This window comes from Halomonas sp. BN3-1 (assembly GCF_003056325.1).
GTDB lineage: Bacteria > Pseudomonadota > Gammaproteobacteria > Pseudomonadales > Halomonadaceae > Halomonas > Halomonas litopenaei.
In genome coordinates, this window is the sequence record NZ_PYVV01000023.1 from 19,104 (window position 1) to 44,183 (window position 25,080).

22 protein-coding genes are annotated in these 25,080 nt (G+C 63.4%); 6 read left to right on the forward strand and 16 right to left on the reverse strand.

Going from position 1 to position 25,080, the window contains the following annotated elements:
* Positions 1-8 precede the first annotated feature (8 nt).
* The 4 genes from ugpC to C9F12_RS21485 all read right to left on the reverse strand — a co-directional run bounded on the left by ugpC (position 9) and on the right by C9F12_RS21485 (position 4,583).
* Positions 9-1,151, reverse strand: coding sequence for a sn-glycerol-3-phosphate ABC transporter ATP-binding protein UgpC (gene ugpC / locus C9F12_RS21470; RefSeq protein ID WP_045991259.1), 1,143 nt, complete (start codon positions 1,149-1,151; stop codon positions 9-11).
* Between the two features lie 155 nt (positions 1,152-1,306).
* Entirely contained in the window at positions 1,307-2,197 is an 891-nt protein-coding gene (locus C9F12_RS21475) for a carbohydrate ABC transporter permease (RefSeq protein WP_045991260.1), read from the reverse strand.
* Positions 2,198-2,253: 56 nt separating this feature from the next.
* On the reverse strand, positions 2,254-3,144 hold the full coding sequence (locus C9F12_RS21480) for a sugar ABC transporter permease (RefSeq protein WP_045991261.1): 891 nt from the start codon (positions 3,142-3,144) through the stop codon (positions 2,254-2,256).
* Between the two features lie 89 nt (positions 3,145-3,233).
* The gene (locus C9F12_RS21485; RefSeq protein WP_108450158.1) at positions 3,234-4,583 is read right to left on the reverse strand and encodes a sugar ABC transporter substrate-binding protein; all 1,350 of its coding nucleotides are present in this window, start codon (positions 4,581-4,583) and stop codon (positions 3,234-3,236) included.
* A 752-nt stretch (positions 4,584-5,335) separates the two neighbouring features.
* Here C9F12_RS21485 and C9F12_RS21490 point away from each other — a divergent pair.
* Positions 5,336-6,643 (forward strand): MFS transporter, encoded by a 1,308-nt coding sequence (locus tag C9F12_RS21490; RefSeq protein ID WP_108450159.1) that lies wholly within the window; start codon positions 5,336-5,338, stop codon positions 6,641-6,643.
* Between the two features lie 167 nt (positions 6,644-6,810).
* On the opposite strand, the gene C9F12_RS21495 is transcribed toward C9F12_RS21490, so the two are convergent.
* The 4 genes from C9F12_RS21495 to C9F12_RS21510 all read right to left on the reverse strand — a co-directional run bounded on the left by C9F12_RS21495 (position 6,811) and on the right by C9F12_RS21510 (position 10,306).
* Positions 6,811-7,770 (reverse strand): sugar-binding transcriptional regulator, encoded by a 960-nt coding sequence (locus C9F12_RS21495; RefSeq protein WP_045994626.1) that lies wholly within the window; start codon positions 7,768-7,770, stop codon positions 6,811-6,813.
* 68 nt (positions 7,771-7,838) lie between these two features.
* A complete protein-coding gene (locus C9F12_RS21500) occupies positions 7,839-9,194 on the reverse strand; it encodes a HAMP domain-containing sensor histidine kinase (RefSeq protein WP_108450160.1) in 1,356 nt (451 codons plus the stop codon).
* Entirely contained in the window at positions 9,191-9,868 is a 678-nt protein-coding gene (locus C9F12_RS21505; RefSeq protein WP_045994628.1) for a response regulator transcription factor, read from the reverse strand. The genes C9F12_RS21500 and C9F12_RS21505 overlap by 4 nt, the downstream gene beginning before the upstream one ends.
* 48 nt (positions 9,869-9,916) lie before the next feature.
* Positions 9,917-10,306 (reverse strand): PepSY domain-containing protein, encoded by a 390-nt coding sequence (locus C9F12_RS21510; RefSeq protein WP_240184325.1) that lies wholly within the window; start codon positions 10,304-10,306, stop codon positions 9,917-9,919.
* A gap of 167 nt (positions 10,307-10,473) precedes the next feature.
* On the opposite strand from C9F12_RS21510, the gene C9F12_RS21515 reads away from it, so the two are divergent.
* Positions 10,474-10,953, forward strand: coding sequence for a PepSY domain-containing protein (locus C9F12_RS21515; protein WP_162816547.1), 480 nt, complete (start codon positions 10,474-10,476; stop codon positions 10,951-10,953).
* Positions 10,943-11,296 (forward strand): hypothetical protein, encoded by a 354-nt coding sequence (locus C9F12_RS21520; protein ID WP_108450163.1) that lies wholly within the window; start codon positions 10,943-10,945, stop codon positions 11,294-11,296. The genes C9F12_RS21515 and C9F12_RS21520 overlap by 11 nt, the downstream gene beginning before the upstream one ends.
* Positions 11,297-11,330: 34 nt before the next feature.
* Here the strand turns inward: C9F12_RS21520 and C9F12_RS21525 are convergent, their stop codons facing one another.
* Entirely contained in the window at positions 11,331-12,176 is an 846-nt protein-coding gene (locus tag C9F12_RS21525; RefSeq protein ID WP_240184326.1) for an ion transporter, read from the reverse strand.
* 221 nt (positions 12,177-12,397) lie between these two features.
* Complete coding sequence (gene pobA / locus C9F12_RS21530; protein ID WP_108450165.1) at positions 12,398-13,621, reverse strand: 4-hydroxybenzoate 3-monooxygenase; 1,224 nt, start codon at positions 13,619-13,621, stop codon at positions 12,398-12,400.
* A gap of 172 nt (positions 13,622-13,793) precedes the next feature.
* Here pobA and C9F12_RS21535 point away from each other — a divergent pair, with 172 nt between their 5' ends.
* The gene (locus C9F12_RS21535) at positions 13,794-14,726 is read left to right on the forward strand and encodes a helix-turn-helix domain-containing protein (protein ID WP_108450166.1); all 933 of its coding nucleotides are present in this window, start codon (positions 13,794-13,796) and stop codon (positions 14,724-14,726) included.
* Positions 14,727-14,881: 155 nt separating this feature from the next.
* Here the strand turns inward: C9F12_RS21535 and C9F12_RS21540 are convergent, their stop codons facing one another.
* The 5 genes from C9F12_RS21540 to C9F12_RS21560 all read right to left on the reverse strand — a co-directional run bounded on the left by C9F12_RS21540 (position 14,882) and on the right by C9F12_RS21560 (position 21,391).
* A complete protein-coding gene (locus C9F12_RS21540; RefSeq protein ID WP_045995305.1) occupies positions 14,882-16,921 on the reverse strand; it encodes a CocE/NonD family hydrolase in 2,040 nt (679 codons plus the stop codon).
* A 138-nt stretch (positions 16,922-17,059) separates the two neighbouring features.
* The gene (locus tag C9F12_RS21545) at positions 17,060-18,361 is read right to left on the reverse strand and encodes an ATP-grasp domain-containing protein (RefSeq protein WP_108450167.1); all 1,302 of its coding nucleotides are present in this window, start codon (positions 18,359-18,361) and stop codon (positions 17,060-17,062) included.
* 193 nt (positions 18,362-18,554) lie between these two features.
* Complete coding sequence (locus tag C9F12_RS21550; protein ID WP_108450168.1) at positions 18,555-19,844, reverse strand: TRAP transporter large permease; 1,290 nt, start codon at positions 19,842-19,844, stop codon at positions 18,555-18,557.
* The gene (locus C9F12_RS21555) at positions 19,834-20,361 is read right to left on the reverse strand and encodes a TRAP transporter small permease subunit (RefSeq protein WP_108450169.1); all 528 of its coding nucleotides are present in this window, start codon (positions 20,359-20,361) and stop codon (positions 19,834-19,836) included. Before C9F12_RS21555 ends, C9F12_RS21550 begins: the two co-directional genes overlap by 11 nt.
* A 4-nt stretch (positions 20,362-20,365) precedes the next feature.
* Positions 20,366-21,391 (reverse strand): TRAP transporter substrate-binding protein, encoded by a 1,026-nt coding sequence (locus C9F12_RS21560; RefSeq protein ID WP_108450170.1) that lies wholly within the window; start codon positions 21,389-21,391, stop codon positions 20,366-20,368.
* Positions 21,392-21,711: 320 nt separating this feature from the next.
* On the opposite strand from C9F12_RS21560, the gene C9F12_RS21565 reads away from it, so the two are divergent.
* Positions 21,712-23,781, forward strand: a complete 2,070-nt coding sequence (locus C9F12_RS21565) for a TonB-dependent receptor (RefSeq protein ID WP_108450171.1) — start codon at positions 21,712-21,714, stop codon at positions 23,779-23,781.
* A 169-nt stretch (positions 23,782-23,950) separates the two neighbouring features.
* Positions 23,951-24,508 carry a HutD family protein gene (locus C9F12_RS21570; protein ID WP_162816548.1) on the forward strand — a complete coding sequence of 186 codons (558 nt, stop codon included), beginning with the start codon at positions 23,951-23,953 and terminating at the stop codon, positions 24,506-24,508.
* Positions 24,509-24,956: 448 nt separating this feature from the next.
* Here the strand turns inward: C9F12_RS21570 and C9F12_RS21575 are convergent.
* On the reverse strand, positions 24,957-25,080 hold a 124-nt coding region (locus tag C9F12_RS21575), incomplete at its 5' end, for a transposase (protein ID WP_146188265.1).

Here is a 25,080-nt window from a genome sequence, read left to right on the forward strand (position 1 = left end):
GTCGCTCCTCAGGCTTCCGCGGTACTGGCGGCACGATTGTCCTGGCGGGTCAGAGATGCCAGCGGGTGACGCTCCAGGCTTGCCAGCGCCAGACCCTGCTCACCGAACAGATGTGCCCGGCCCGGCTCGAAGCCGAAGCGGATCTCATCTCCCACCCGGTGGGTCACGTCGCCATCCACCATCAGCGTCAGCAAGTCGCCGTCCATCTCCACGTACAGCGAGGTCTGTCCGCCCAGCCGCTCGATCACGCTGACGCTGGCCTTCAGCGGTCCCTGGTCGTCGAGCATCAGATGCTCGGGACGGATGCCGAGCTCCAGCGCCTGGCCCTGGGCCACCTCGTCACCTTCCACCGGCACCTTGACGGTATCGCCGCCCGGCACACGCACCTCGACCCCCTGGGCGTCGCCGGCAACGGCTTCGACCTTCAGGAAGTTCATCTTGGGCGAGCCGATGAACCCCGCCACGAAACGATTGCGCGGATGGTGATACAGCTCCATCGGCGAGCCGACCTGTTCCACCACGCCGCCCTGGAGCACCACGATCTTGTCGGCCATGGTCATGGCTTCGATCTGGTCGTGGGTCACATAGATCATGGTCGCCTTGAGCTCTTCGTGCAGACGCGCCAGTTCGATGCGCATCTGGACCCGAAGCGCCGCGTCCAGGTTGGACAATGGCTCGTCGAACAGGAAGATGCTGGGGTTGCGCACGATGGCGCGGCCGATCGCCACACGCTGGCGCTGACCGCCGGAAAGCGCCTTGGGCTTGCGCTCGAGCAGGGGCTCCAGCTGCAGGATCTTCGCCGCGTCCAGCACTTTCTGGCGGCGTTCCTGCTGGGACACCCCCGCCAGCTTGAGGCTGAAGCCCATGTTGTCCTCCACCGTCATGTGGGGGTACAGCGCATAGCTCTGGAACACCATGGCCAGCCCCCGCTCCGCCGGCCCCAGGTCATTGACCCGCTGGCCATCGATGACGATATCGCCGTCACTGGTGCTTTCGAGTCCCGCGATCATCCGCAAAAGGGTCGACTTGCCGCAGCCGGACGGGCCGACGAAGACCACGAATTCCTGGTCCTTGACCTCCAGATCAACGCCCTTGATGACGTGGGTGTCGCCGAAGCTCTTGACCACCTGGTTGAGTGTCAGTGTTGCCATCTTGTTGTCCTCGAAGTTCTGTCAGGGGCGCCTCGGCGCCGCCTGGAATATCTGAATGCCGGTGCGTCGTTCACCGCGCCGAAGGTCAGACCACGGACCATTTGTTTCTGGGCTTGTGAAGAGCGCCAGCCGAAGTTTCTCGTCGATCAGTTCGCTCACTTCACCGCGCCGAAGGTCAGGCCACGGACCATTTGCTTTTGAGTCAACCAACCAAAAATCAGGATCGGCGCGATGGCCATGGTCGAGGCCGCCGACAGCTTGGCCCAGAACAGTCCCTCGGGGCTGGAGAAGGAAGCGATGTAGGCGGTCAACGGCGCTGCCTGAGAGGTGGTCAGGTTCAGGCTCCAGAAGGCCTCGTTCCAGCTCAGGATCACCGACAGCAATCCGGTGGAAGCGATCCCCGGCAGGGTCAGCGGCAGCAGCAGGTACCACACCTCCTGGAAGGTACTGGCACCGTCCATGCGGCCCGCTTCCAGAATCTCCCTGGGCAGGTCCTTGAAGAAGGTGTAAAGCATCCACACCACGATCGGCAGGTTCATCAAGGTGTAGACGATGGTCAGGCCGATGCGGGTATCGAGCAGGCCGAAGTCGCGGAACAGCAGATAGATCGGTACCAGCACGCCCACCGAGGGCAGCATCTTGGTGGACAGCATCCACAGCAGGGTGCCCTTGGTGCGCTTGGTCGGCAAAAAAGCCATGGCATAGGCCGAGGGCACTGCGATCAACAGCGCCAGCAGGGTCGAACCAAAGGAAACGACAACACTGTTCCAGGCGAACTTGAGATAGTCGGCCCGCTCCTGTACCTCGACATAGCTTTCCAGCGTCGGGGTGAAGATCAGGCTCGGATCGGCGATGGCCTCGGCTTCGGTCTTGAAGCCGGTGACGATCATCCAGAAGATCGGAAAGAAGATGATCAGGGCCACGCCCCAGCCCAGCAGGGTGATGCCGAACTTGCGCCTGCGCTGGGCGCGCAGGGCCGAGGCACCTCGCCCGGCGTCGGCGACCGGCGCCTTGACGCTGTCGCCGGTGGTAGTGGTGGTGGTCATGTGGTGCACCTCGTCAGCTTGTTGTTGGTCGATGGGTCGTCAGCGGCCGCAAGGCGCTACTGCTCGAGGTTCTTGGCCACCATGCGCACCAGGAAGATGGCGACGATGTTGGCCAGGATGATGGCGATGACGCCGCCGGCGGAGGCGGTGCCCACGTCGAAGTCGAGCAGCGCGCGGATGTAGATCAGGTAGGCCAGGTTGGTGGTGGCCAGCCCCGGTCCGCCCGAGGTGGTGACGAAGATTTCGGCGAAGATCGTCAGCAGGAAGATCATCTCGATCATCACCACCACACTGATGGCACGCTTCAGGTGCGGCAGGGTGATGTAGAAGAAGATCGCCACCGGGCCTGCGCCATCCATGCGCGCCGCCTCGACCTGGTCGTCGTCCAGCGACTGCATCGCGGTCAGCAGGATCAGCAGTGCAAAGGGCAGCCACTGCCAGGACACGATGATGATGATCGAGGTCAGCGGCAGGCTCGAGAACCAGTCCACCGCCGGCAGCCCCAGGCTCTCGGCGAGCCAGGCGAACACGCCGTTGGCCGGGTGCATCATCATGTTCTTCCACACCAGGGCACTGACCGTGGGCATCACGAAGAACGGCGAGATCGCCAGCACTCGGGCGACGCCACGCCCCATGAAGTCCTGCTGGAACAGCACCGCCAGCAGGGTGCCACCGACCACGGTGATGGCCAGTACCCAGCCCACCAGCAGCAGGGTGGTGCCCATCGCCGACCACAGCGCCGGGTCGGTCAGCAGGTATTCGTAGTTCTCGAAACCGGCAAAGCCGGTCATGCTCGGCATCAACAGGTTGTAGCGCTGAAACGAGAACCAGACGGTCATCGCCAGCGGCACGATCATCCACAGCAGCAGCAGAGTAACGGCCGGCGCCTGCAGCGAGAGGGTGCGAAGCCCTCCGACGGTGCGCCCGGAAGTACGGTTCTTGTTCATGGGGGATCACGCTTGGTCAGGCCTGCGGGGTAAGTCCGCAGGCGATCGGAGCCAGGGGCCGACCGTGGAGGCCGGCCCGCGAACGAGCTTCAGTCGGTGTAGCCGGCGCGCTTCATGGTGCGCTCGGTGGCCCGCTGGGCGGCGGACAACGCCTGCTCGACGCTGGTCTCGCCGGTCAGGGCCGAGGCCACCATCTGGCCGACCTGGGTGCCGATGGCCTGGAACTCGGGGATGCCGACGAACTGGACGCCCACGTAGGGGTTCGGCTCGAGGCTCGAGTCGAGCGGGTCGGCCTTGCTGATGGCGTCGACCACGAAGCTGGCGAAGGGCGCGGCCTCGATGTACTCGGCGTTGTCGTAGGTGGACTGGCGGGTGCCGGGGGGCACGCTGGTCCAGCCTTCACGCTCGCCGACCAGGGCCACGTACTCCGGCGAGGTGGCCCAGGTCACGAACTGACGAGCCGCATCCTTGGCATCCGAAGAAGCGGGGATGGCCAGCGCCCAGGCCCACAGCCAGTGAGAGCCCTTGGGGGTCTCGGCCACCGGCGCCGGGGCGAAGCCCAGTTGGTCGGCGACCTGGGACTCATCGGCATCGAACAGCTTGCCCGCCGCCGAGGTGGCGTCTACCCACATGGCACAGTTGCCGCGCGAGAACAGCGCCAGGTTTTCGTTGAAGCCATTGGAGCTGGCACCGGCCGGCCCGTAGTTGTCGAGCAGGTCGACGTAGAAGGCGACCGCCTCCTGCCAGGCCGGACTGTCGATCTGGGCGTTCCAGTCCATGTCGAACCAGCGGCCACCGAAGGTGTTGGTCAGGGTGGAGACGAAGGCCATGTTCTCGCCCCAGCCCGGCTTGCCACGCAGACAGATGCCGGCCACTTCGCCGTCGTCGTCGTGCAGGGCTTCTGCCCAGTCACGCACCTGGCTCCAGGTGGGCTGCTCGGGCATCTCGATACCGGCCTCGGCGAACAGATCCTTGCGGTAGTAGAGCATCGAGCTTTCGGCGTAGAACGGCAGCGCGTAGAGGCTGCCTTCGTGGCTCAGGCCATCGCGCACGGGTCCCAGCAGGTCATCGACCTGATAGCTCTCGGGCAGATCATCCAGCGGCTCGAGCCAGCCTCGCTCGGCCCAGATCGGGGCCTCGTAACTGCCGATGGTCATGACGTCGAACTGGCCACCCTGGGTGGCGATATCCGTGGTCATGCGCTGACGCAGCACGTTCTCTTCCAGTACCACCCAGTCGAGGGTGATGTCCGGATGCGCCTTCTCGAACGCTTCGGTCAGGCTCTGCATGATCACCATGTCGTTGTTGTTGACGGTGGCCACGGTGATGGTCTCGGCCTGGGCGGCTGACGCGCCCAGCGACAGCACCAGCGCGCTTGCCGGCACCAGCGGCCTGGACAGCGCCGCGCAAAGAGGACGGAGGGTGTAAGACGGCTTCATGGCGCACTCCTGATCGTTACCCGCTTGGCGGGGATATTGTTGTACCGCCGACGCGAATCCTCGGACTCGTCGTGGTGGTCGGGCCTTGCGTGCATCCGAGCAAGCCAACGCTGCGGATACCTCTCCCAGAAAATGATCAATCAAATCTCTTGATGATCAAATGATCGGACACAGCCACACAAAACGCAAAGCCGATAGCTTTAGACTTTAGCGGTACACGGACGCCTTTCAGCCCCTACCCCGGCAACCACTCATCGACGTAAATCAGCCAAACGTCTGGCCTTCACCGAGCTCGCACAAAACAGCAAATATTAGATATTCAGCCTCTTCATTACCTTGTTGTTTAAAGGCTTTTCATCCTCCCATCGTATTTTCCCGTTCCTGGCTTCAGCCTGGCCCCTTACCTCGAAAAGCCGTTGTAGCAGTCAGTACTTTCTTTAAAATCAATCAACTACCCCAAGCTCCTCCTTATTTTCCATATATAGAAACCTTATTCCCTATATGGAATAAAATTGACGCTCTCAGACCCGCCTCCTAGGCTTCGATCGATCGCTGATCCGGCAGTTCGATGCGTCCTTTGCGGCACTTCTGCAGATCCACCGCGCGACCTGTCATTTATTTCCCCGCCTTCTCGTCCGGTGCCCCGGGGCCCTTGCGTGAAGCGCCGGCCAGGGCCTCGCCGAGCATGCCTGCAGGCCCCACGCCACCACGCATGCCAAGCCAATCGATCCTGGATCGAGGGAGCCACAACAATGACAGACCACGCTGCTCTGCCTCCGGCCATCGCCAACAAGTCCAATCGCAAGCGCTACTTTCAGTTCAGTCTGATGCTGCTGGCGGCAGGGTCCATCTATCCCCTGCTCTACCTGCGCCAGAACTTCGAAACACCGATCCTCGAGGTCTTCAACATCACCTCGAGTGAACTCGGTAACTTCTATTCCATGCTGGGTGTCGTGTTCTTCCTGTGCTACCTGCCCAGCGGCTGGCTCGCCGACAAGTTCTCGCCCCGCCTGCTGGTGACGGTCTCCATGGCCGGCACCGGGCTGCTCGGATTACTGTTCGCGACCATCCCTTCCGGCGTCATGCTGACGATGGTCTTTCTCGGCTGGGGACTGACCTCGGGACTGACCTTCTGGTCGGCGATGCTGAAGGGGGTGAAGATGCTGGCCAAGAAAGACGAGCAGGGCCGCTTCTTCGGTATCCTCGATGGCGGGCGCGGACTGATCGAGGCGATCCTGGCGACCATTGCGATCAGCCTGTTCGCGTACTACCTCAACGACCAGCAGGACAACACCACCGAGGCGCTCAAGGTGGTGGTCTACATGTATTCGTTCACCTGTCTGGTGATCGCCGCCTTGACCTTCATCTTCTTCACTCGCCATGACGGCTCCGAGATACGCGCCAAGAAGTTCAAGACCAACGGCAATGTACTCGCCGACCTCAAGCATCTGGCGTCGATTCCGGCGCTGTGGCTGGTTGCGCTTATCATCCTGTGCGGCTACCAGCTGTTCTGGGCGACCTATTCCTTCTCGGCCTATGTCCAGGAGGGATATGGCGTCACCGCCGTCGCCGCCGGCGCCATCACCGTGGCCAAGCTGTGGATGCGCCCTATCGGCGGCATCACCGCCGGCTTTCTCGGTGACCGCTTCGGCAAGACCAATGTGCTGGCACTGCTGTTTTTAGGCGCCACCGCCTTTCTGGCCACCTTGATCCTGATGCCGACCTCGGTGGGCACGGTGGCCTTGCTGGCGGTGGTGCTGATGATCGGTGTGCTCACCTATGCGTTGCGCGGACTGTACTGGGCGATACTCGACGACTGCGATATTTCCATGGAGGTGGCGGGACTGGCCATCGGCGTAATCTCGCTGCTCGCCTACACCCCGGACATCTTCCTGCCGCAGATATACGGCTTCCTGTCGGCACGCTTCGAGGCGGTCACCGCCTACCAGCTGTACTTCGGCTACATCGCCTGCATGGGCATCGTCGGGATGCTGGCATCGCTCAAGCTCAAGGCGATCACCACGCGCAAGGAGCAGCAGTTGCAGCACCAGCAGGCGTGAAGGCATGAAGGCAAGCAGGCCAGATCCACACGAAGTGACGAAGCAGCGCATCAGACAACACCCTTGCGCCCCTGCGAGCCGCCGGGGCGCGAGGGTGCCAGGAAGGGCGCGAGGGTGTCAGGAAGGGGACCAGGCAAAGGCGCTCGACGATACAGCAGCCGTGCTGCCTAGATTTGCGAGGAAAGGCGCTCGACGATATAGCGCGCCGCCTGATCATCGGTGATCAGACTGGTCAACCAGCCGCCGCGCAGCGCGGCCAGGATGGCCGGCCCCTTGTCGCGGCCTCCGGCCACCGCCACCATTGCCTGACGCTTCAGCGTGGTCAGCGGCAGGCTGGTCACTCGCTGACTGGTGGAACAGTCGATCAACCGGCCATCGGCATCCATCGGCCAGCCCACCAGCTCTCCCACGGCGTCCAGCGCCAGCAGCTCGTCGAGTTCCGACTCGCTGATGAAATGATCCTGAAACAGCGTCGCCTGGCGATCGATCCGCCCTACCCCGACGAAGGCCGCGCTGGCCTGCTCGGCCACCTCGCCGATGGCGCGAAACAGCGGCTGTGCCGCCAGCGCCCGCTTCTCCTCGACCGAACTGGCGACCACCGGCGTCGGCAGCAGGTAGCGCTCGCCACCGGTCTTGTCCGCCGCCACCATGACCCCGTCGTAGCGGTTGGACGAGCCGTCCCTGGCCACGTTACCGACCAGCGAGACGAAGCGATGACGTGGACGGTCGATCCGGCTCAGGGCCTCCACGGTCGCACGAATCGAGCGGCCGGAGCCCAGCGACAGGGTCTGCGGCTCGCTGCGCTCGATGATGCGTGACAGACGCTCGGCGCCGGCCACCGCCAGGTAGGGGGTACTGTCCTCGGCGGTGGCAGACGCTGGCACCACGTCGCAGTAGTCCAGTTCGAAGCGTTCACGGATGGCCTGGGACAGTGCGGTGCAGTGGGCCACGGGGTGGTCGATATGGACCTTGACCAGGCCTTCCTGCCTGGCCAGCGCCAGCAGTCGCTGCACGCCCGGCCGGGAGACCCCAAGCTGTGCGGCGATCTCATCCTGCGTCTGTCCACCCACATAGGAAAGCCAGGCGGCTCGTGCGGCCTGGTCCAGCTTGACCTCGAACTTGTCCACGCATCGTCTCTCTGGCTGATCGTACAGCCTGCATCATCGCAAGCCAGGGACACCGGCACAACGCAGGCTTACTCGGCCGGCGCCTTTTCCAGCAAGCCGCCGGGCAGCGTGACGCTTACCCTCAGTCCACCGAGCGCCGCGGGATCCAGGGTCATCGTGCCGCCGTACAGTGACACCAGTTCCTCGACGATGGAAAGCCCCAGCCCACTGCCGGGGCGGCGCTCATCCAGACGCACGCCGCGCTTGAGTACCGCCTCACGCTCTTGCGCGCTCATGCCCGGACCGTCATCTTCCAGCCGCAGGCGCACGCTGTCGCCTTCGAGCCAGAGATCGAGCTCGACCCGGGTGCGCGCCCAGTCGATGGCGTTCTCCAGCAGGTTGCCGGTCAGCTCCTGCAGATCGTTGGGATCGATGCGCAGCGCCAGCCCATCCGCCACGCGGGTCTCGAGACGGATACCACGACGCCTGGCCAGCCGAGACAGGCCGTCCAGCACCGGCGCCAGCACCCTGGCCAAGCGTACCCTGGCGGCCAGGGCGGCGCTGCCGACGGCGCTGGCACGGGCCAGGTGGTGGCGCACGGCAGCATCGATACGCCCTAGCTCCTGGCGCATCCTGGCTCGCTCGGTCTCGGGAAGGCGTTCCGCCTGGGTCATCAACACGCTGACCGGCGTCTTGAGCGCGTGGGCCAGATTGCCGGCGGTGGCGCGACCGCGCTCGATCAGCCGCCGGTCATGGTCGAGCACCTCGTTCATGGTCATCGCCAGTTCCGCGAGCTCGGTCGGCAGCCGGGTATCGAGGCGCTCCCGCTGGCCGCCCTTGACCGCCGCCAGATCCGCGTGAAGCGACCTCAAGGGCGCCAGCCCCCAGCGGATCTGCAGCGCCAGGCCGGTCAGCAACAGCACGCCGAGCCCAAGCAGCGACAGCCATAGCAGCCATTCGAAGCGTGCCACTTCGGCATCGAGCTCCTGACGGCTGACCGCCAGGCTGACGTGAACGGGGTGGGGATGTCCCGACAGCCTGAGGGAACGCTCGACCAGCCTCAGCCGCTGCCCACGAGGCCCTTCGATGGTGCGCCAGACGGTGTCCGGGGAGGCGGTGATCGGCAGGCGCTGATCCCACAGCGAACGCGAGCCTCGGGAAAGGCGCTCGCCGTCGCTGATCTGCCAGTACCAACCGGAGAACACCTGATCGAAGCGCGCATCGCCGAGACTGTCGTTGACCACCAGGGCACCGCTCTGGGGGTCTCGATCCAGGGCCGCCAGCAGCACCCGGTGCATCGACGACAGGCGTTCGTCGAACGAGGCCGAGGCGGATTCGCGAAAGCTGTAGGACAGCCCACCGCCGACCAGCGGCAGGATCACCAGCACCAGCACCAGCGACGCCAGCAGCAGCCGCCGGGTCAGCGAACCGCGCGGCGGCGTCACGGCGCATCCTCTCCCGCCGGGGTCACCAGGCGATAGCCCTCGCCGCGCCGTGTCTCGATCCGCTCGCTGCCGAGCTTGCGCCGCAGGCGACTGATCTGGACGTCGATGACGTTGGAATCGGGTTCATGGTCACGGTCGTAGACGTGCTCGGCCAGCTCGGCGCGACTGACCACCCGCTCGCGGGCATGCATCAGGTAGGACAACAACCGTGACTCCTGAGCCGTCAGCGCCACCGGCCTGCCGGCCAGCGTCACGGCCCCCGTGTGGGTGTCGAAGCTGAGCGCCCCGGCGCTGAGCACCGGGTGGGCGTGGCCGTGGCTGCGGCGCACCAGGGCCCGCAGCCGAAACATGACTTCGGCGGTCTCGAAGGGTTTGGTGACGTAGTCGTCAGCCCCGGCAGAAAAGCCGGCTGCCTTGTCGGACCAGCGCTCTCGCGCGGTCAGCACCAGCACCGGCAGGTCGATGTCGTCGTCGCGCCACTGGGCCAGCCAGCGCGTGCCATCGCCATCCGGCAGTCCCAGGTCGAGCACGACTGCGTCGTAGCGCTCGGTGCGCAGCAGAAAATCCGCCTCGCCTCCGGTCGCCGCGACCTCCACCAGCAGCCCGCCTTCCTCGAGGGAGGCGGCGAGCGCTTCGCTCAGCGCCTGGTCATCCTCGACCAGCAAAATCTTCATGCCACGCCTCCTCCGGCATCATCCCTGTATTGCGGTGATCCCCGCAGGCTAGTCAGTGTTCTGCGGCGAGGGGCGCTGCATGGCATCGATGCCGACCCCTTCGATGCTCAACAGCTCACCACTGCCCGCGTCGAACTCGAACTCCACGACCTGTCCCTGGGCGCCGACCAGTTCGATCTCGTAGAGGATTCTGCCGTCGTCACGTTCGAGCTCCACTTCGAGCACCTGCCCGTCGTAGCGCTCATCGAGCCAGTCCAGCAGCGTCGGCAACGCCACCAGCCGGCCTTCACGCACCTCCTGGTGCAAGTCACGCCAGTCGTCATCCGCGCGGGCGAAACTGATTCCCAGCGACTCGCTCGCCAGTGCCGCGAGGCTGACGTCGTCACTCGGGCGCGGGGCCTGGGCCAGGCTCGCGGCCATCACGGACGTGCATAGCAAGAAAAGTGTCTTGGAGGTCATGAGGCGAAGTCTGACCCACTGCAGATGAATGAAAGATGAACGATCCCGTCAGGCTGGCGACAGGTCCCCCCTGTCAGGATGGTCCCACTCGCCGAGATCACCAAGCACACGGTGAGCTTACCTCAACAGCGAATGGAGTCCCCAGCATGAACAAGACTGTCACCCTGAGCCTGGCCGCCCTGACCTTGAGCGGCACCCTCGCCACCACCGCCATGGCCGACGATGAAGCCGTCAACCGGGAGGAGATCGACCGCCTGCTGGCCAGCACCGGGGAGTACGGCTTCACCCACTACGATGAGCTGGGTATCGACGACGGCGATCGTTTCGAGGCGGAAGGCTGGCGCGACGACGGCTGGCGCCTGGACGTCGACATGGACCTGCGTGACGGCAGCCTGCTGGGCGAACAGCGGCGCCAGAGCGAAATCCCGACCTGGAGCCTCAGCGGCGACGATGTCGGCAAGGCGCTGGACGCCGCCCAGTCGGCCGGCCTGGAACTGTTCAGCTCGCTGGATGTCGACCGTACAGGTGATATCGAGATCGAAGGCTACGACGCCCAGCACCAGGAGCTCGAGGTCCGCCTCGATCGCCATACCTTTGACGTGACCGGAGTCCAGCATGACGACTGATCATTCCTTCAGCACCGACGACTACCAGCACAACGCCGCCTGGAGGGCGGCGTCCCGCTGGCAGCAACGCGCTCGCCAGACACGCCCCACCCGCCGGATGGGTGGCTTCAAGCTGGTTCTCGCCACCCTGGTCGGCGCCGTCACCCTGGTGCTGGCCACCATGATGGCCCTGGTGCTGAGCCTGGTGGGACTGGCGCTGATGCCGCTGGTGCGTCACCGCATGAAGAAGCGCATGGAGGCCTACCGCGCCGATCATGCCGACGACATCACGCCGGGGGCGACCACCCGAGCCCCCGGCCAGGACGATGCCCGCGTGTGGGAAGGCCAGTATGAGGTCAAGTGAAGCACCCGGCGGGCGATGCAGCGACGAGTGCGTGTCACTCGCGCGGATCGCCTCCCGGCAGCCGTTCGGGACCGGGCTCGGGCACCTGATCAGACCCGCCTGCCCGGTCTTCGCGGGCAACCTGTCCGCTTGACGGGGCGTCGCTGCTGGCATCGAGTGCCCCCCTCAGGGCCACCACCTCGGCCTTGAGTTCTCGCACCTCGCGGTGCAACTCTCGCAGCATGTCTCGATTGACCCGATGCAGCCGTTCGGACTCGTCCTCCTGATCATCGATGAACAGTGAACCGACGTAGGCCGCGAAGCTACCGAACAGACCCACACCAGCCACCATCAACAGCGCCGCCACCACCCGTCCCAGCGACGTCACCGGATAGTAATCGCCGTACCCCACCGTGGTGACGGTGACGAAGGCCCACCACAGCGCCTCCTCGGCGGTATCGATGGCACTTTCCGGATTGGGGCCTTCCACCACCAGGATCACCACCGAGCCGAAGATCAACAGCAGTACCGTGGCCGAGGCCACCGAGGCGAAGATGCCCTTGGCCTTGTTGCGAAACAGCAGGTTCCAGATCAGGTGTACCGACTTGATCGCGCGCAGCATGCGGATGATCTGCACTACGCGCACCAGACGGCCAGCCATCAAGAAGCTCACCGGGATACTCGCCAGCAGATCGATCCAGCCCCAGCGCATAAAGCGCCACTTGCTTTCCGCACGGTGAAAACGGATGCAGAAGTCGGCAAAGAAGAAGCCGCAGACCACCAGGTCCAGCTTGAAAATCAGGTCATCGACCTCCGGCGGCAGGTCATTCAGCTCCTGCACCGCCATGGCACCAAGCACGTAAAAGGAGAGGATCAGAATCAGGATCTGAAATGGGGTCAAGCTCTCTTGTTTCATGGGGTTCGACATCGACCGGGAAGCAGAATCACGACCTTACGCGATGCACCGGAAGCTGCCTAGCGGCAGGACACGCCCCGAGCCCTCACCAGGTCAACGTCGACCCCATTGCACCTTTCCCTGTCGATGCCCCGATGTCGGTATTGCCCCTGACCGAGAGCCGCTTTTCCCTCGCAGGTCCCTCGCCGGCAGATACCTCTATGACGCTACTCCAGGGGTTCGTAGGGCAGCCCCACGTAGTTTTCGGCGATGGTGGTCAGGCCCGCTGTCGAGCCGGTCAGATAATCGAGCTCCGCCAATTGCATGCGCGCCTCGAAGTCTTCCTCGTCGCTGAAACGATGCAGCATCGACGTCATCCACCAGGAGAAGCGCTCGGCCTTCCAGATACGCTTGAGGCACACCTCGGAGTAGCGCGGGATCAGATCGCTGCGCCCTTCGTTAAACACCTTCACCAGCAGGCGATACAGGGTGTTGACGTCACTCGCCGCCAGGTTCAGCCCCTTGGCACCGGTGGGCGGCACGATATGGGCGGCGTCCCCCACCAGAAACAGGCGACCATACTGCATCGGCTCGACCACGAAGCTGCGCAGTGGTGCGATGCTCTTTTCGATCGAAGGTCCCGTCACCAGAGTCTCGGCCACGTCATCCGGCAGGCGCCGTTTCAGTTCGTCCCAGAAACGCTCATCGGACCAGTCCTCGACCTTCTCATCGAGGCCCACCTGCACGTAGTAGCGGCTGCGATTCTCCGACCGCATGCTGCACAGGGCGAAGCCCCGCTCGTGGCGTGCGTAGATCAGCTCATCGGTCACCGGTGGCGTATCGGACAACAGCCCCAACCAGCCAAACGGATAGACCCGCTCGAAGGTCTTCAGACGCTCCTGCGGGATCGATTGGCGTGACACGCCGTGGTATCCATCGCACCCCGCCACATAGGCACAGCGCAGACGGTACCCCTTGCCTTCATGCTGAAAGGTGAGGGAGGGCGACTCGCTCTCCAGATCATGGGGGGTGACGTCGCTGGCCTCGTAGTAGCTGATACCGCCTTCTCGCTCGCGTGCTTCCATCAGGTCCCGGGTGACTTCGGTCTGGCCGTACACCATCACCTGCTTGCCATCGGTGTGCCCCGCAAGGTCGACGCGTACCCGGCGGTTGTCGAAGGCAAGCTCAAAGCCGTCGTGGGGCAGGCCCTCGGCATCCATGCGTTGGCTGACGCCGGCTTCACGCAGCAGGTCGACCATGCCCTGCTCGAGCACCCCGGCACGAATACGTCCCAGCACATAGTCGCCGCTCTTGCGTTCGACGATCACATTGTCGATCCCGGCCCGGCTGAGCAGTTGCCCCAGCAGCAGTCCGGAGGGCCCGGCCCCGATGATGGCGACCTGGGTCGTGAGTTCACTATCGATACGCTCGGGGGAAGATGTTGTCGTCATGGTGGCTACCTCGTCAGCGGAACGTTATGGTTATGCCTTGTATTTTTCGCTGAAACACCACCCCAGATAAGGCATATTCCTCGCCACAAACTGGACTTTTCGCGGAATCTACCCTGACATTTGTCGTAGTCACGCTCAATCACCCCCCCGGCAACCGCCAGGAGCGCAGACCATGAACCCCGAGACCCCGTCCACCACGATATCGTCAGCGGTTCCCACCTTTACCCTTTACGGGGAAACCGGTAGCTGGCCGACCCCCGACCTGCTGCACTGCGAGTCCATCGCCGAACGCAGTCGGCTTCACGATTGGCGCATCCATCCTCACCGCCACGTCGACCTGACTCACCTGCTGCTGCTGTACGCGGGCGAGGTCGAACTGCAACTGGAAGACAGCCGACAACGGCGGGCCGCCCCGCTGCTGATCCTGGTGCCTGCGCTCACCATTCACGGGTTTGCCTTCGCTCCGAACATCCAGGGCCACATCCTGACCCTGGCGGCACCGCTGGTCAGCCACCTCGAGCAGGTACTGCCGGACGCCAGCAGGGTCTGGCGCAGCGCGGGAGTCACTGCACTAGCCGACGCCAGACACCGACTGCAGGCATTGGTGGAACATATCGACGGGGAATACCGACGGCCGGCGCGGGACCGCGACGTGCTGCTCGACGCCTTGATCCAGGCGCTGACGGTGGAAGCGGCTCGCCTGGCGACGCATCCGGCCACCCGGGCCAGGTCTGCCGTGAGCACCGATCCCGGCCACGGCCACCTGGCCCGCTACCAGACACTGATCGAGCGGCGCTTTCGCCAGCAGCCGAGCATCGAGGAAATGGCGCGCGAGCTGGACATCAGCGCGGCCCACCTCAACGCCCTGTGCCGGCGCCTGGCGGACCAAAGCGCCCTGGCGGTGCTGCACCAGCGTCTACTGCTCGAAGCCAAGCGCGAGTTGACCTATACCAACCTGACCATCGCCCAGATCGCCGATGGCCTGGGATTTTCCGAGCCCGCCTATTTCACCCGCTTCTTCAAGCGGCTCAGCGGAGTGGCTCCCCGCGACTTCCGCCGCCGCCAGTTCCATCGTCAAGGCGACGGATCGCCAAGCTCGCCCTAGGCGCTGTCCGAAAAGTCGACGAGCGAAGGTTAGACAAGGCAAAAATCGGTGAGAAAGCGCAGTTTACGGGGTGTAAATGAGTATTTTGACCGGGCTGGCGTACCAGACGATTTTTAACGCCGTATTACCGAGCGCAGGCACTTTTCAGACAAGCCCTAGACCAGATCCCGGGGGAAGACCTCATCCCAGCTTCGCGAGAAGATTCGAGTATCGCCCTGCCAGGCGTCCAGGGTGGCACGCACCCGAAAGCTGTCGGCGTCGCTGGTCAGCCGAGTGCGGGTCAGGGTGTGGATCTCCCAGTCCCCCCGGCGGAAGGTACGTTGCCACTCGGTCCAGCCGGTAACACTGTCGTAGTTGCCGTAGGAATAGCTGTAGCGCTCGGTCACCGAGCCGGAGATGTCCAGCGCGATATCGTCCAGCCGGTAGCTGCCCTCGTCGTGGAACACCTCCAGTGTGGTCTGGTCATTGGCCAGATCTCGGATCACCTTCCAGCTTTCCTGGGAAGGCTGCAGCAGCGTCTTGGCCAGCGGTGGCGCCCCTTCCGGCTCCTCGAAGGGGCGCAGAGCCGCTTCTTCCGCCGGCCTGGGGACCCTGGTCGGCAGCACCAGGCGACAGGCACCAGGCCACAGTGTCAGGCGTACCGGCCTTGGCGCAGGCCATACCAGCGGCCAGTAGCTGGTCGAGATCGCCAGCCGGATGGCGTGCCCCGCCGGAAACTGCTGGGCAATATGCTTGAGACACACCGTCACGCGGTAGCGGCGCCCCGGCACCAGAGGCTCCGGGTGTTCGTCGCTGTCACGATGGGTCAGGTTGAGCACCCCATAGGACACCCGTGTCGCCTTGTCGTCTTCGGCGATATCGACAAGACGCAGCGCCACCATCGCCACCGGCTGGTCGGCGGACAGTTCCAGCTGCACCGATGGGGCACCACAGATTTCCAGATCCTGCTCGAGCCGGGGCGTCTGGAAAATCAGGGCGCCGCCGTCCTCGTCACGCTGGTCGTGAGGCAGATCCGGCGGTGCGTTGTAGGAACACCACTTGCCGGCATACAGGCCCACCGACAGCGGCGAGCGGATATCCAGGCTCTCGTCGTCATCGCCGTCCTTCGCGTCGGTGCCGTCCTCGCCACGCAGGTCATGTCCGCTGGTCAGCCGCCAGCTCCGGGACATGATGTGGGGAGAGGGCCAGCTCGGCTCGGCGACCCAGCGACCGGGACGAGCGCTGTAGCGCGCCGATGGCGGCATCGATTGCTGCATCCAGACCCTCAGCATCGGTTCGTCCATGATCCCGGTATCCTGGTCCTTCAGCCAGTGGTCCCACCACCGTAGCCCTTCCTGCAGGAAGCCGATGGCCGGCCCCGGTACCCCGAGGTGGGGGTACTTGTGAGCCCAGGGGCCCACCAGCCCCTTGCGTGGCGAGGTCAAACCGGCCAGCAGCCGGAAGACGGCGTTGCAGTAACCATCCGCCCAGCCGCTGATGGCGTACACCGGCACCTGGATACGGCTGTAGTCCTCGCACACCGAGCCATGTTTCCAGTAGTCGTCACGTCGCTGGTGCTGAAGCCAGCGCGAAAGCCAGAGGCCGCTGCCGTCCAGGCGATCGAGCCACATCCTGAACCAGTCGCCACCCACCAGCGCCGGGTCGGGCGGGATGGCATTGCCATCGAACATGGTCGACGCCCAGGAAAGATTGTCGGCCAGCAGGCAGCCACCCATATGGTGGATATCATCGGCGTAGCGGTCATCGGTAAAACAGATGGTGATGACCGCCTTGAGCTGCGGTGGGCGCATGGCGGCGATCTGCAGGCCGTTGAAGCCCCCCCAGGAAATACCGACCATGCCGACACTTCCCGTACACCAGGGCTGGCGTTCCAGCCACTCGAGTACCGCCACCCCGTCGTCCAGTTCCTGCTGCAGGTACTCGTCGGTCAGTACGCCATCGGATTCGCCGGTGCCTCGGATATCGACGCGAACCCCGGCATAGCCATGCCCGGCCCAGTAAGGATGCACCTGAGCGTCTCGCTCCGCGGTCAGGTCACGCTTGCGATAAGGCAGGTACTCGAGGATCGCCGGCACCGGATCATCGTCGGCGTCGACCGGCCGCCAGATACGGGCAGCCAGACGCGTGCCGTCGGCCAGTGGAATCCAGGTTTCCTGCTCCATCACCTTGCGCGGAAAATCGCTGACCACCCGCATCGTCGCTCCTTGCACTGGCTTCAAGCTCACCCTGTCGAGATCGCCCTGTCCATACCGCGCTGCCGAGATCGCCCTACCCCTGCAACCTGGCCACTCCTGCGCTCTCGGTGACGCTCGGTACAGCGGCGGCGCGCCGACTCAACTATCGATATCGCCGAATGCGAAGGTCAGTCGGGCCGCCAGTTGCTGATAGCGACGAAGCAGCGTCTGATAGTCGTCGCCCCCCATCCAAATATAGGCCAATGCAAAGCTGTAGCTATCCTGTTCTGGCAGGCTCGACAGACGCTGCCCCTCCTCCACCTGCAGACTGATCACCGTGCCGGGGTAGTCCTGTTCGAGTTGTGCGAGGGTCTGCGCCGACGGAACCCGTTCGACGGTGGCGTCATGGAAGAACACGCGGTAGAAGAACTTGGCCGCGACCGCGTAGGCGCCCTCCCGGTGGGGCAGTCTCGGACGCTGCCCCAGCGCCAGGTCCACCGTCACCTGCTGATGGCTGATCCCGTCGACCTTCTCGAACAGGTCGCAATGTGACTGGGAAATGCGTGTGTTGATCTCGAGCAGCCAGATGCGATCCTGGAGTTCGTCCCAGAAAAACTCGACGTTGAACGCGGATTGATCGAAGCCGGTGCGGGTCATGACCAGGCGGGTGGCGTCGATCATCTGCTGCTGAACCCTTTGTGGCAGGGCCGAGGGGTACAGATAGTGGAAGAAGCTCAACACCCCTGGGTAGCGAATCGAGTCGACCACACCATAGACCACGACCTCGCCATCGTGGACGTAGCCTTCCAGCGTGCATTGCCAGCCGCCGATGATTTCCTCGGCCATGCAGTAATGGCCATCGATCGCCGCGATCTCCGGAGGCAGGTTGGCCTGATCCAGCACGCTGTTGAACGGCTCGGCGATGGAACCGATCTCCGCCTTCAGACGGTCAATGGCAAGCGCAAAGTCTTCCGGCGTCTCGATGCGAAAACCGAGCCGTGAGCCCGACGACTTGATCGGCTTGACGAAGAAGGGAAAGGACAGCCCCGCCGCACCGATCTGACCCAACGCCGCATCGTCGAAGGGGTCGAAGGCGGTGAACCCGGGGATGTACTGCGGCACCACCTCGCGCTGAACGCAACGGCTCCAGTACTTGTGCTCACATTTCAGCAAGCTTTCCAGCGACGTCGATCGGGTACCGAATCGCTTGCACAGGATCGGCAGCATGGTGGATACCGGAAAATCCATATAGCCGATGATCGCGTCTATCGGCCTGCCGAATCGGTCCAGGGTCTGGCCGGCTTCCTCGAGCATCGCGGGAATATCGAATTCCTCGGTGTCATAGACCGCCTCCGGCGCAATAATTCGGTGAAAGCGCCATTCTTCGGCACCCTTCAAGCGCAGCAGACGCTCATGATTGTCATCGTTCAGCCCCACCACAAAAATATTGCGCGCACTCACGTCAAGCCCTCGCGTCATTACGATGGTGTCACGCTGCAAGCTTAGTGAAACGCGCCTCCCACAAAGGCTCATATTGGACTAGAGCGCCATATCAGAAACCTCATCCAACCGACATTAAATGCATCAAAAAAGCCCGCCGTATGGCGGGCTTGGGGTGAGCTGAGCGTAATACTGGCCGCCGCTTGGATGCCGACTACAGCAAAAAGAGGGTGCTCAAGGTCGGGAACAACAGCAACAGAGCCAGGCGCACAAAGTCAGACACGATAAAGGGAGAGACGCCTCGGAAGATCTCTCCCAGTCCCACATGGGGCGCCATGGCCTTGATCACGAAGACGTTCATCCCCACCGGGGGCGTGATCAGCCCCAACTCGACCGTCAGCACCGTGACGATGCCAAACCACACCGGGTCGATACCCAGGCTCTGAATGATCGGGAACACCACCGGCACCGTGATCACCAGCATGGCGATCGAGTCCATGAACATGCCGAGCAGGAAGTACATGGCCAGGATGCACAGCACGACAACGAAGGGCGTCAGCTCCATGGCAAACAGACTGTCGCTGATGGAGAACGAGATGCGTGAGAGCGAAATGAAGTAGCCCAGCGCCTCGGCACCGACCAGCATGAAGAACACCACCGCCGACAGCGCCAGGGTCTCCTGGACCGCAGACCACAGCTCCTGTGCACGCAGCCCCTTGACCAGGGCGTAGATCAGGGTGGCAAAGGCACCGACGCTGGCCCCCTCGGTGGGAGTGAAGATGCCCAGGTAGATGCCCAGGATCATGACCAGGAAGACCGCGAAGAAGGGCACCAGCCCGCCGAGCGAGGCAAGCTTCTCGCCCCAGCCCGTCGCTTCCCCTGCCACCGCCAGATCCGGCTTTACCCGCATGACCACGCTGACGGTCAGGGCGTACAGCACCAGCCCCAGGAGCCCGGGCACCAGACCCGCCATGAACATGTCACCCACCGACTGCTCGGTCAGGATGGCATAGATCAGCAGGGCGATACTGGGCGGAATCATGATGCCGAGGGTGCCGCCCGCGGCCAGCGCCCCGGTGGCCAGGCCACGATGGTAGCCATATCGCTCCATCTCCGGCAGGGCCACCCGGGTCATGGTGCTGGCGGTGGCCAGAGAAGATCCGGAAATCGCCGAAAAGACGCCACAGGAGCCGACGGCGGCGATCGCCAGGCCGCCCTTCCAGCCACCGCAGATCACCCGAGCCGACTGGAAAAGCTTGCCGGCCATGCCAGAATGCGCCGCCAGCACGCCCATCAGGATGAACATCGGAATCGCGCTGAAGCTGTAGTTGGACAACACCTCCACCGGCACCGACTTCAACATCGATACCGCCGCGCCTAGATCGATGATCGTGGCAAAACCACCGACACCGACCAGCAGCATCGCCAGAGCTACTGGCACCCGCAGGATCATCAACACCAGCAACAGCAGCAGCCCGAACCCGCCGATCGTCTCAGTCGCCATGGGACACCTCCGCACTCTGGCCGAACAGCGCCCCCAGGAGCGCGTGCAGCAGGCTGCGCAACGCCAGCAGAGCACTGAGCACTGCAGCGACAAGATAGATCGGCCCGAGCGAGATCCTCAGGTCCTGGGTGACCTCGCCGTACTCGACAGCGGCGTGGGCCGCACCCACCAGGCCCGTCGCCAGCACCCCGCCAAGCACCGCAAAGCCCAGCAAATAGACGCCATGCAGGCGCGCTGCGATGGACGCAGGAAGACGGTGGGAAAAGGCCTCGACCACCACCTGGCTCTTCTCCACGCTGGCCGACATGGCCGCCAGCAAGGCAAACAGCATCAGGTAGCTGATCAGTTCGACGCTACCGAAGACCTGAAAGGAGATGGCGCCATCGGTCAGACGCTGCAGGTAGCGTGTCACCACGTCGGCGATGGTCACCGCCAGCATCAGTATCAGACAGCCGCCCGCCACCCAGCGACAGACCAGGGCCAGCCAACGGCTGGCCCCTTCCAGAAAGGGTTGCATGGCGTCACTCCGTCCCGGCGCAGCTTTCACGTGCCGCCAGCGCCGCCTGATAGACGTCATGCGCCTGGCTCAAGCCGCGCTCCTCGAGTCCGCTCAGGTAATCCTCGATGCCCTGCTTGAGCGGCGGTGCCCAGTCGGCGTTGTCGAGGGGCGCATCGACCACCCGAATGGTGTGACCGGCATCCACCGCTTCCTGGCGCCCCACCTCGTCGATGGCGTGGAACACCTCCCCCGCATTGAGTGCCCACTGCATGCCGGAGTTGGCATCGATGACCGCCTGCTGCTCCGGCGTCAGCCGATCGTAGGCACGCTGGCTCATGGTCGCCACAAAGATCAGCGAATAGAACGGCACTTGGGTGTGGTATTCGACCAGTTCGTTGATACGAAATCCCTTCATGCCTTCCCAGGGAAAGCTCAAGCCATCGAGCACGCCCCGCTGCATGGAGGTATAGATATCCGGGGCGGGCATGCCTACCGGGCTTGCCCCCATGTTTTCGAGGATATCGCCTGCCACCGCGGTCGGGCGACGGATTCGCAGCCCTTCCAGATCAGCCGGTACCTGGACGTCGGTATCCACGGTATGGATGTAACCGGGACCGGTGGTGAACATGAACAACACGCGAGTGTCGTCGTACTCTCCTCCCAGGCCGCCATCGTCGTGCAGGGTCTGCAGAATGCATGAACCCTGTATCGCAGAATCGGCCACCCCGGGGAGCTCGACGATCTGCGACAGCGGGAAGCGCCCGGCGGTATAGCCCTGAGCGGTGGCACCGATATCGGCGATGCCGTTTACGGTCGCCTCATAGATGTCGTCAGCCTTGGCCAGGGTACCGGAGGGAAAGACCTGAACACGCAGATCACCGCCGGAGTCTTCCTCCACCGCCTTGGCCCACTGCTCGAAGATCTCGGTATTGATACCAGAGGCACCAGGCCAGAAGTGGGCCATGCGCAGCGTGGTCGCCGCTTGAACCGAGGCACAGGAAAGGGCCGTCAGGGATGCGGCCATCAGGCACGCGAGGGGGGTCTTCATGGGGATCCTCCGGACTTTATCGTTATCGGCGACGCGCGCTCATTATTGGTCTCTCGCTCGACACCGTTTCCGGCAACTCGACCAGCGGCGCTCGTTCGCATAGTGAACTTCTGTTCGTTTTTTCAGTTCAAAAGATAAACTACCTGGCCACACAACGAAAAGCGACTTTGGTCTAGCGGAAGGCCTCCACCGACGGGAACCAGGCTCTCTTCACCAGAGTGGTGCCAAGGATGCGACTTCTCTAGAATTGTGCTTAAACGATAAAGATGCTCTTTCGAGCCACCACTCCCTTCTCGCCTCGCCGTTCAAGGATGAACCTGATGACCTCTCGCCCGGCCGCCGCCCTGCTGCTGCTCCCGCTGGCAACGCCTGTCACCGCACAGACTGCCGCAACCGACGACCGCGCCGTCGAGTTGCAGCACCCCGTGTTGACGGTGTCGGCGCCGCGCCTGGAGCGCGAGCTACTCACCACCCCGATGGCTGTCTCGGTGGTCGATGAAGACGACATCCATCAAGGTCAGCAGCGGGTCCGTCTCGATGAATCCCTGGTTCGAGTGCCCGGGGTCTTCATCCAGAATCGCGACAACTTCGCCCAGGGTGCTCGTGTCTCCATCAGGGGCTTTGGTGCCCGCGCTCCCTTCGGCGTGCGCGGCATCACCATATTGGTGGACGGTATTCCCTACACCCTCCCCGATGGCCAGGCCCAGCTCGATGCCATCGACCTGGACAACGCAGAACAGATCGAGGTCATCAGGGGACCGGCGTCGGTTCAGTACGGCAATGCCGCCGGTGGCGTCATTTCGGTCACGACGGCGGACGGGCGTGACGAAGGTGACGACTCGACGACGATACGTGCCGGTATCGGTAGCGACGGCTACAACAAGCAATCCCTTTCCACCGGCGGCGAGCACGACGGCTGGGCCTACCACCTGGGTGCCTCGCGACTGGAACTAGCCGGCTATCGGGATCACAGCCGCACCGAGAAGCGCTTGCTGAACGCCAGCCTGTCACGGGATATGGGCGATCAACGCCGTCTCACCGCCATCATCAACCTGCTCGACAACCCCCGTTCCGAAGATCCTGGTGGCCTGACCCAGGACCAGGTCGATGAAGATCGCCGACAGGCGGGCCGCTTCACCGAGGACTACGACACCGGCCAGGAGGTGGACCAGCAGGTCGTGGGATTACAGTACGAGGATCTTGGCTTCGGCCCCGGGGAGCTCTACCTCAAGGGATTTACCACCTGGCGAGACTTCGAACAGCAATTGCCCTATCCGGGCGACAGCTTGATCGACTACCGACGTCACCACTTCGGTGGCAGCGCCGAATATCACCAACGCTTCAACCTAGCCGGCATGACGCTGGACAGCATGGTGGGTATCGACGGCGCTCGCCAGGAAGACGACCGCCATCGCCGCGATGTAGCCTTCGATGGCAGCGTGACGGGAGAAGTGGCCGACGAGACCCAGACGGCGACCAGCCTGGGTATCTTCGCCCAGGGCGACCTTGCCCTGAATGAGCACTGGACACTGTCGGCCGGCGGACGCTTCGATCGCATCGACATGGAAATCGATGACGACTACGACAACGATGGCGACCAGAGCGGTGAACGCACCTTCCACGAAACCAATGGAAGCCTGGGAATCAGCTACCGCTTCCATCCCTTGCACCAGGTCTACGCCAACACCTCCACCGCCTTCGAGACACCGACCTTCTCGGAGTTTGCCAATCCCGCAGGTGGTGGCTTTAACCCCGACGTCGAGCCCCAGGAGAGCTGGAGCCGTGAGCTCGGGGTGCGCGGCACCCTGCCCACCGGACTGGATTACGACGTCACCCTATTCTCGATCGACGTCGACGATGAACTGGTCCCCTACGAGATCGATGGTAGCGATCGCACCTTCTACGAAAACCTTGGCGACACCAGCCGCGACGGGCTCGAAGTCGCGCTAGGATGGCAGCCCTCGGCGCGTCTGGAGCTCAATACCGCCCTGACCCTGGCACGCTACGAGTTCGACCAGGTTTCCGGTAGTGACCTGGACGGCAACCGTCTGCCCGGGCTTCCGGAGACAACCTGGGTCAACCAGCTCACCTGGTACGGGACAGGCAGCCAGGACACACGTTACTTTGCCACCCTGGAAACCCAGTATGTGGGCGACATGGTCGCGGACAATGCCAACCGGGTAGACGTCGACAGCTACTGGCTGGTCAACCTTCGTGCGGGTGACGGCTGGCGACTGGGCGGCAACCAGATACTGTCGACCTACCTCGGCATCCGCAATCTGTTTGACGAAGACCACTATGCCAATGTCCGCATCAATGCCAGCAACGACCGCTATTTCGAACCGGCGCCAGACCGTTCCTTCTATGCGGGCGTAGAACTATCATTTTGATGTAAGCACAATTTTTTCGCCGTACTGTTGCGATTCGGGAGTCAGCGCCGAGCGAGAGTCGCTCTACCCCAGCATCTCTTGAGCCAGATCAAGCACGTCGACTTAAACCCTTGAGACGATGAAACGATCCTTGGCAAAAGGAGACGCAGCACTCGCTGGCCAACCTCCCATGATCATTCGACGCTCATCCGAGACTCCCGCGCGCCTCTGGTCCGGAGGCACGACGCGGGAGCTGTTTATCGCTCCCGTTGACAGTGACTATGCCGACCGGACCTTTCAGGTCCGCCTGAGCACCGCCACGGTAGAGTCCGAAGAGTGCCTGTTCACCCCTCTGGCAGGCTACGAACGACACCTCATGGTATTGGAAGGCGAGGCCCACCTTGAGCATCAAGGGCACCGCTCCAGGGACCTCAGGCGCTTCGAAGTCGACACCTTTGACGGCGCCTGGCAAACCCTGAGCCAGGGGCTCTATCGCGACTTCAACCTGATGGTGAGATACGGCAGTCGCGGCTACCTCACACACCAGTTGCTCCGCGAACAGGAAACCCTGCACCTGTCACCGGAACCCGCACTACTTCGAGCCTGGTACCTGATCAGTGGTCGTGTGGAACTCGTCTCCGGCGAGGTACTCGCGGCCGGTGATCTTCTGGTCATCGAACCCGGCGACCGCCTGGGCCTGCGTTCGCTGCAAGCGAGCCAACTGGTCGTCTCCACCATCGCGTTCTAGGCACAGAGCCGCGACAGCCGTCTTGCTGAAACTTGCCTGAAACCAAAGAAGCCCGCCTCCTCTCGGAAGCGGGCTTCTTCGTGATACATGCCTGATCTGTTCCCGACAGGGTAGTCGCATGGGGGTGAGTCACCTCGCCTTATTCGGCTGAACTTGTAGAGAGCCATGCATGCGCTCTTTACAAAAAGAAGGCCCAACTCCTCTCGGAATTGGGCTTCTTCTGAATAAATGCCTGACGATGACGCTTAGACAGCAAGGTCGCTCGCATGGGGGTGAGTCACCCCAGGGTTTTGCGGCAACGCCGCAAGGGGGGACGAACGACGCGAGCCTGCCCTTGAGAAGAGCCAGGCCGAACCGCGCCGAGGGGGGTTATCGGCGCGGCCCCACATATAAAGAGAGGGGCTGAACTTGTAGAGAGCCATGCATGCGCTCTTTACAAAAAGAAGGTTCATCGCACTTTGCCGGGAAATGCGGCACGGATCTTCAGGAAGAAGTACGCAGTGTCGCGGTATCCATAGGCCATCCGCTTGATAACTTTGATTCGGTTGTTCATGCCCTCCAGCACACTGGTG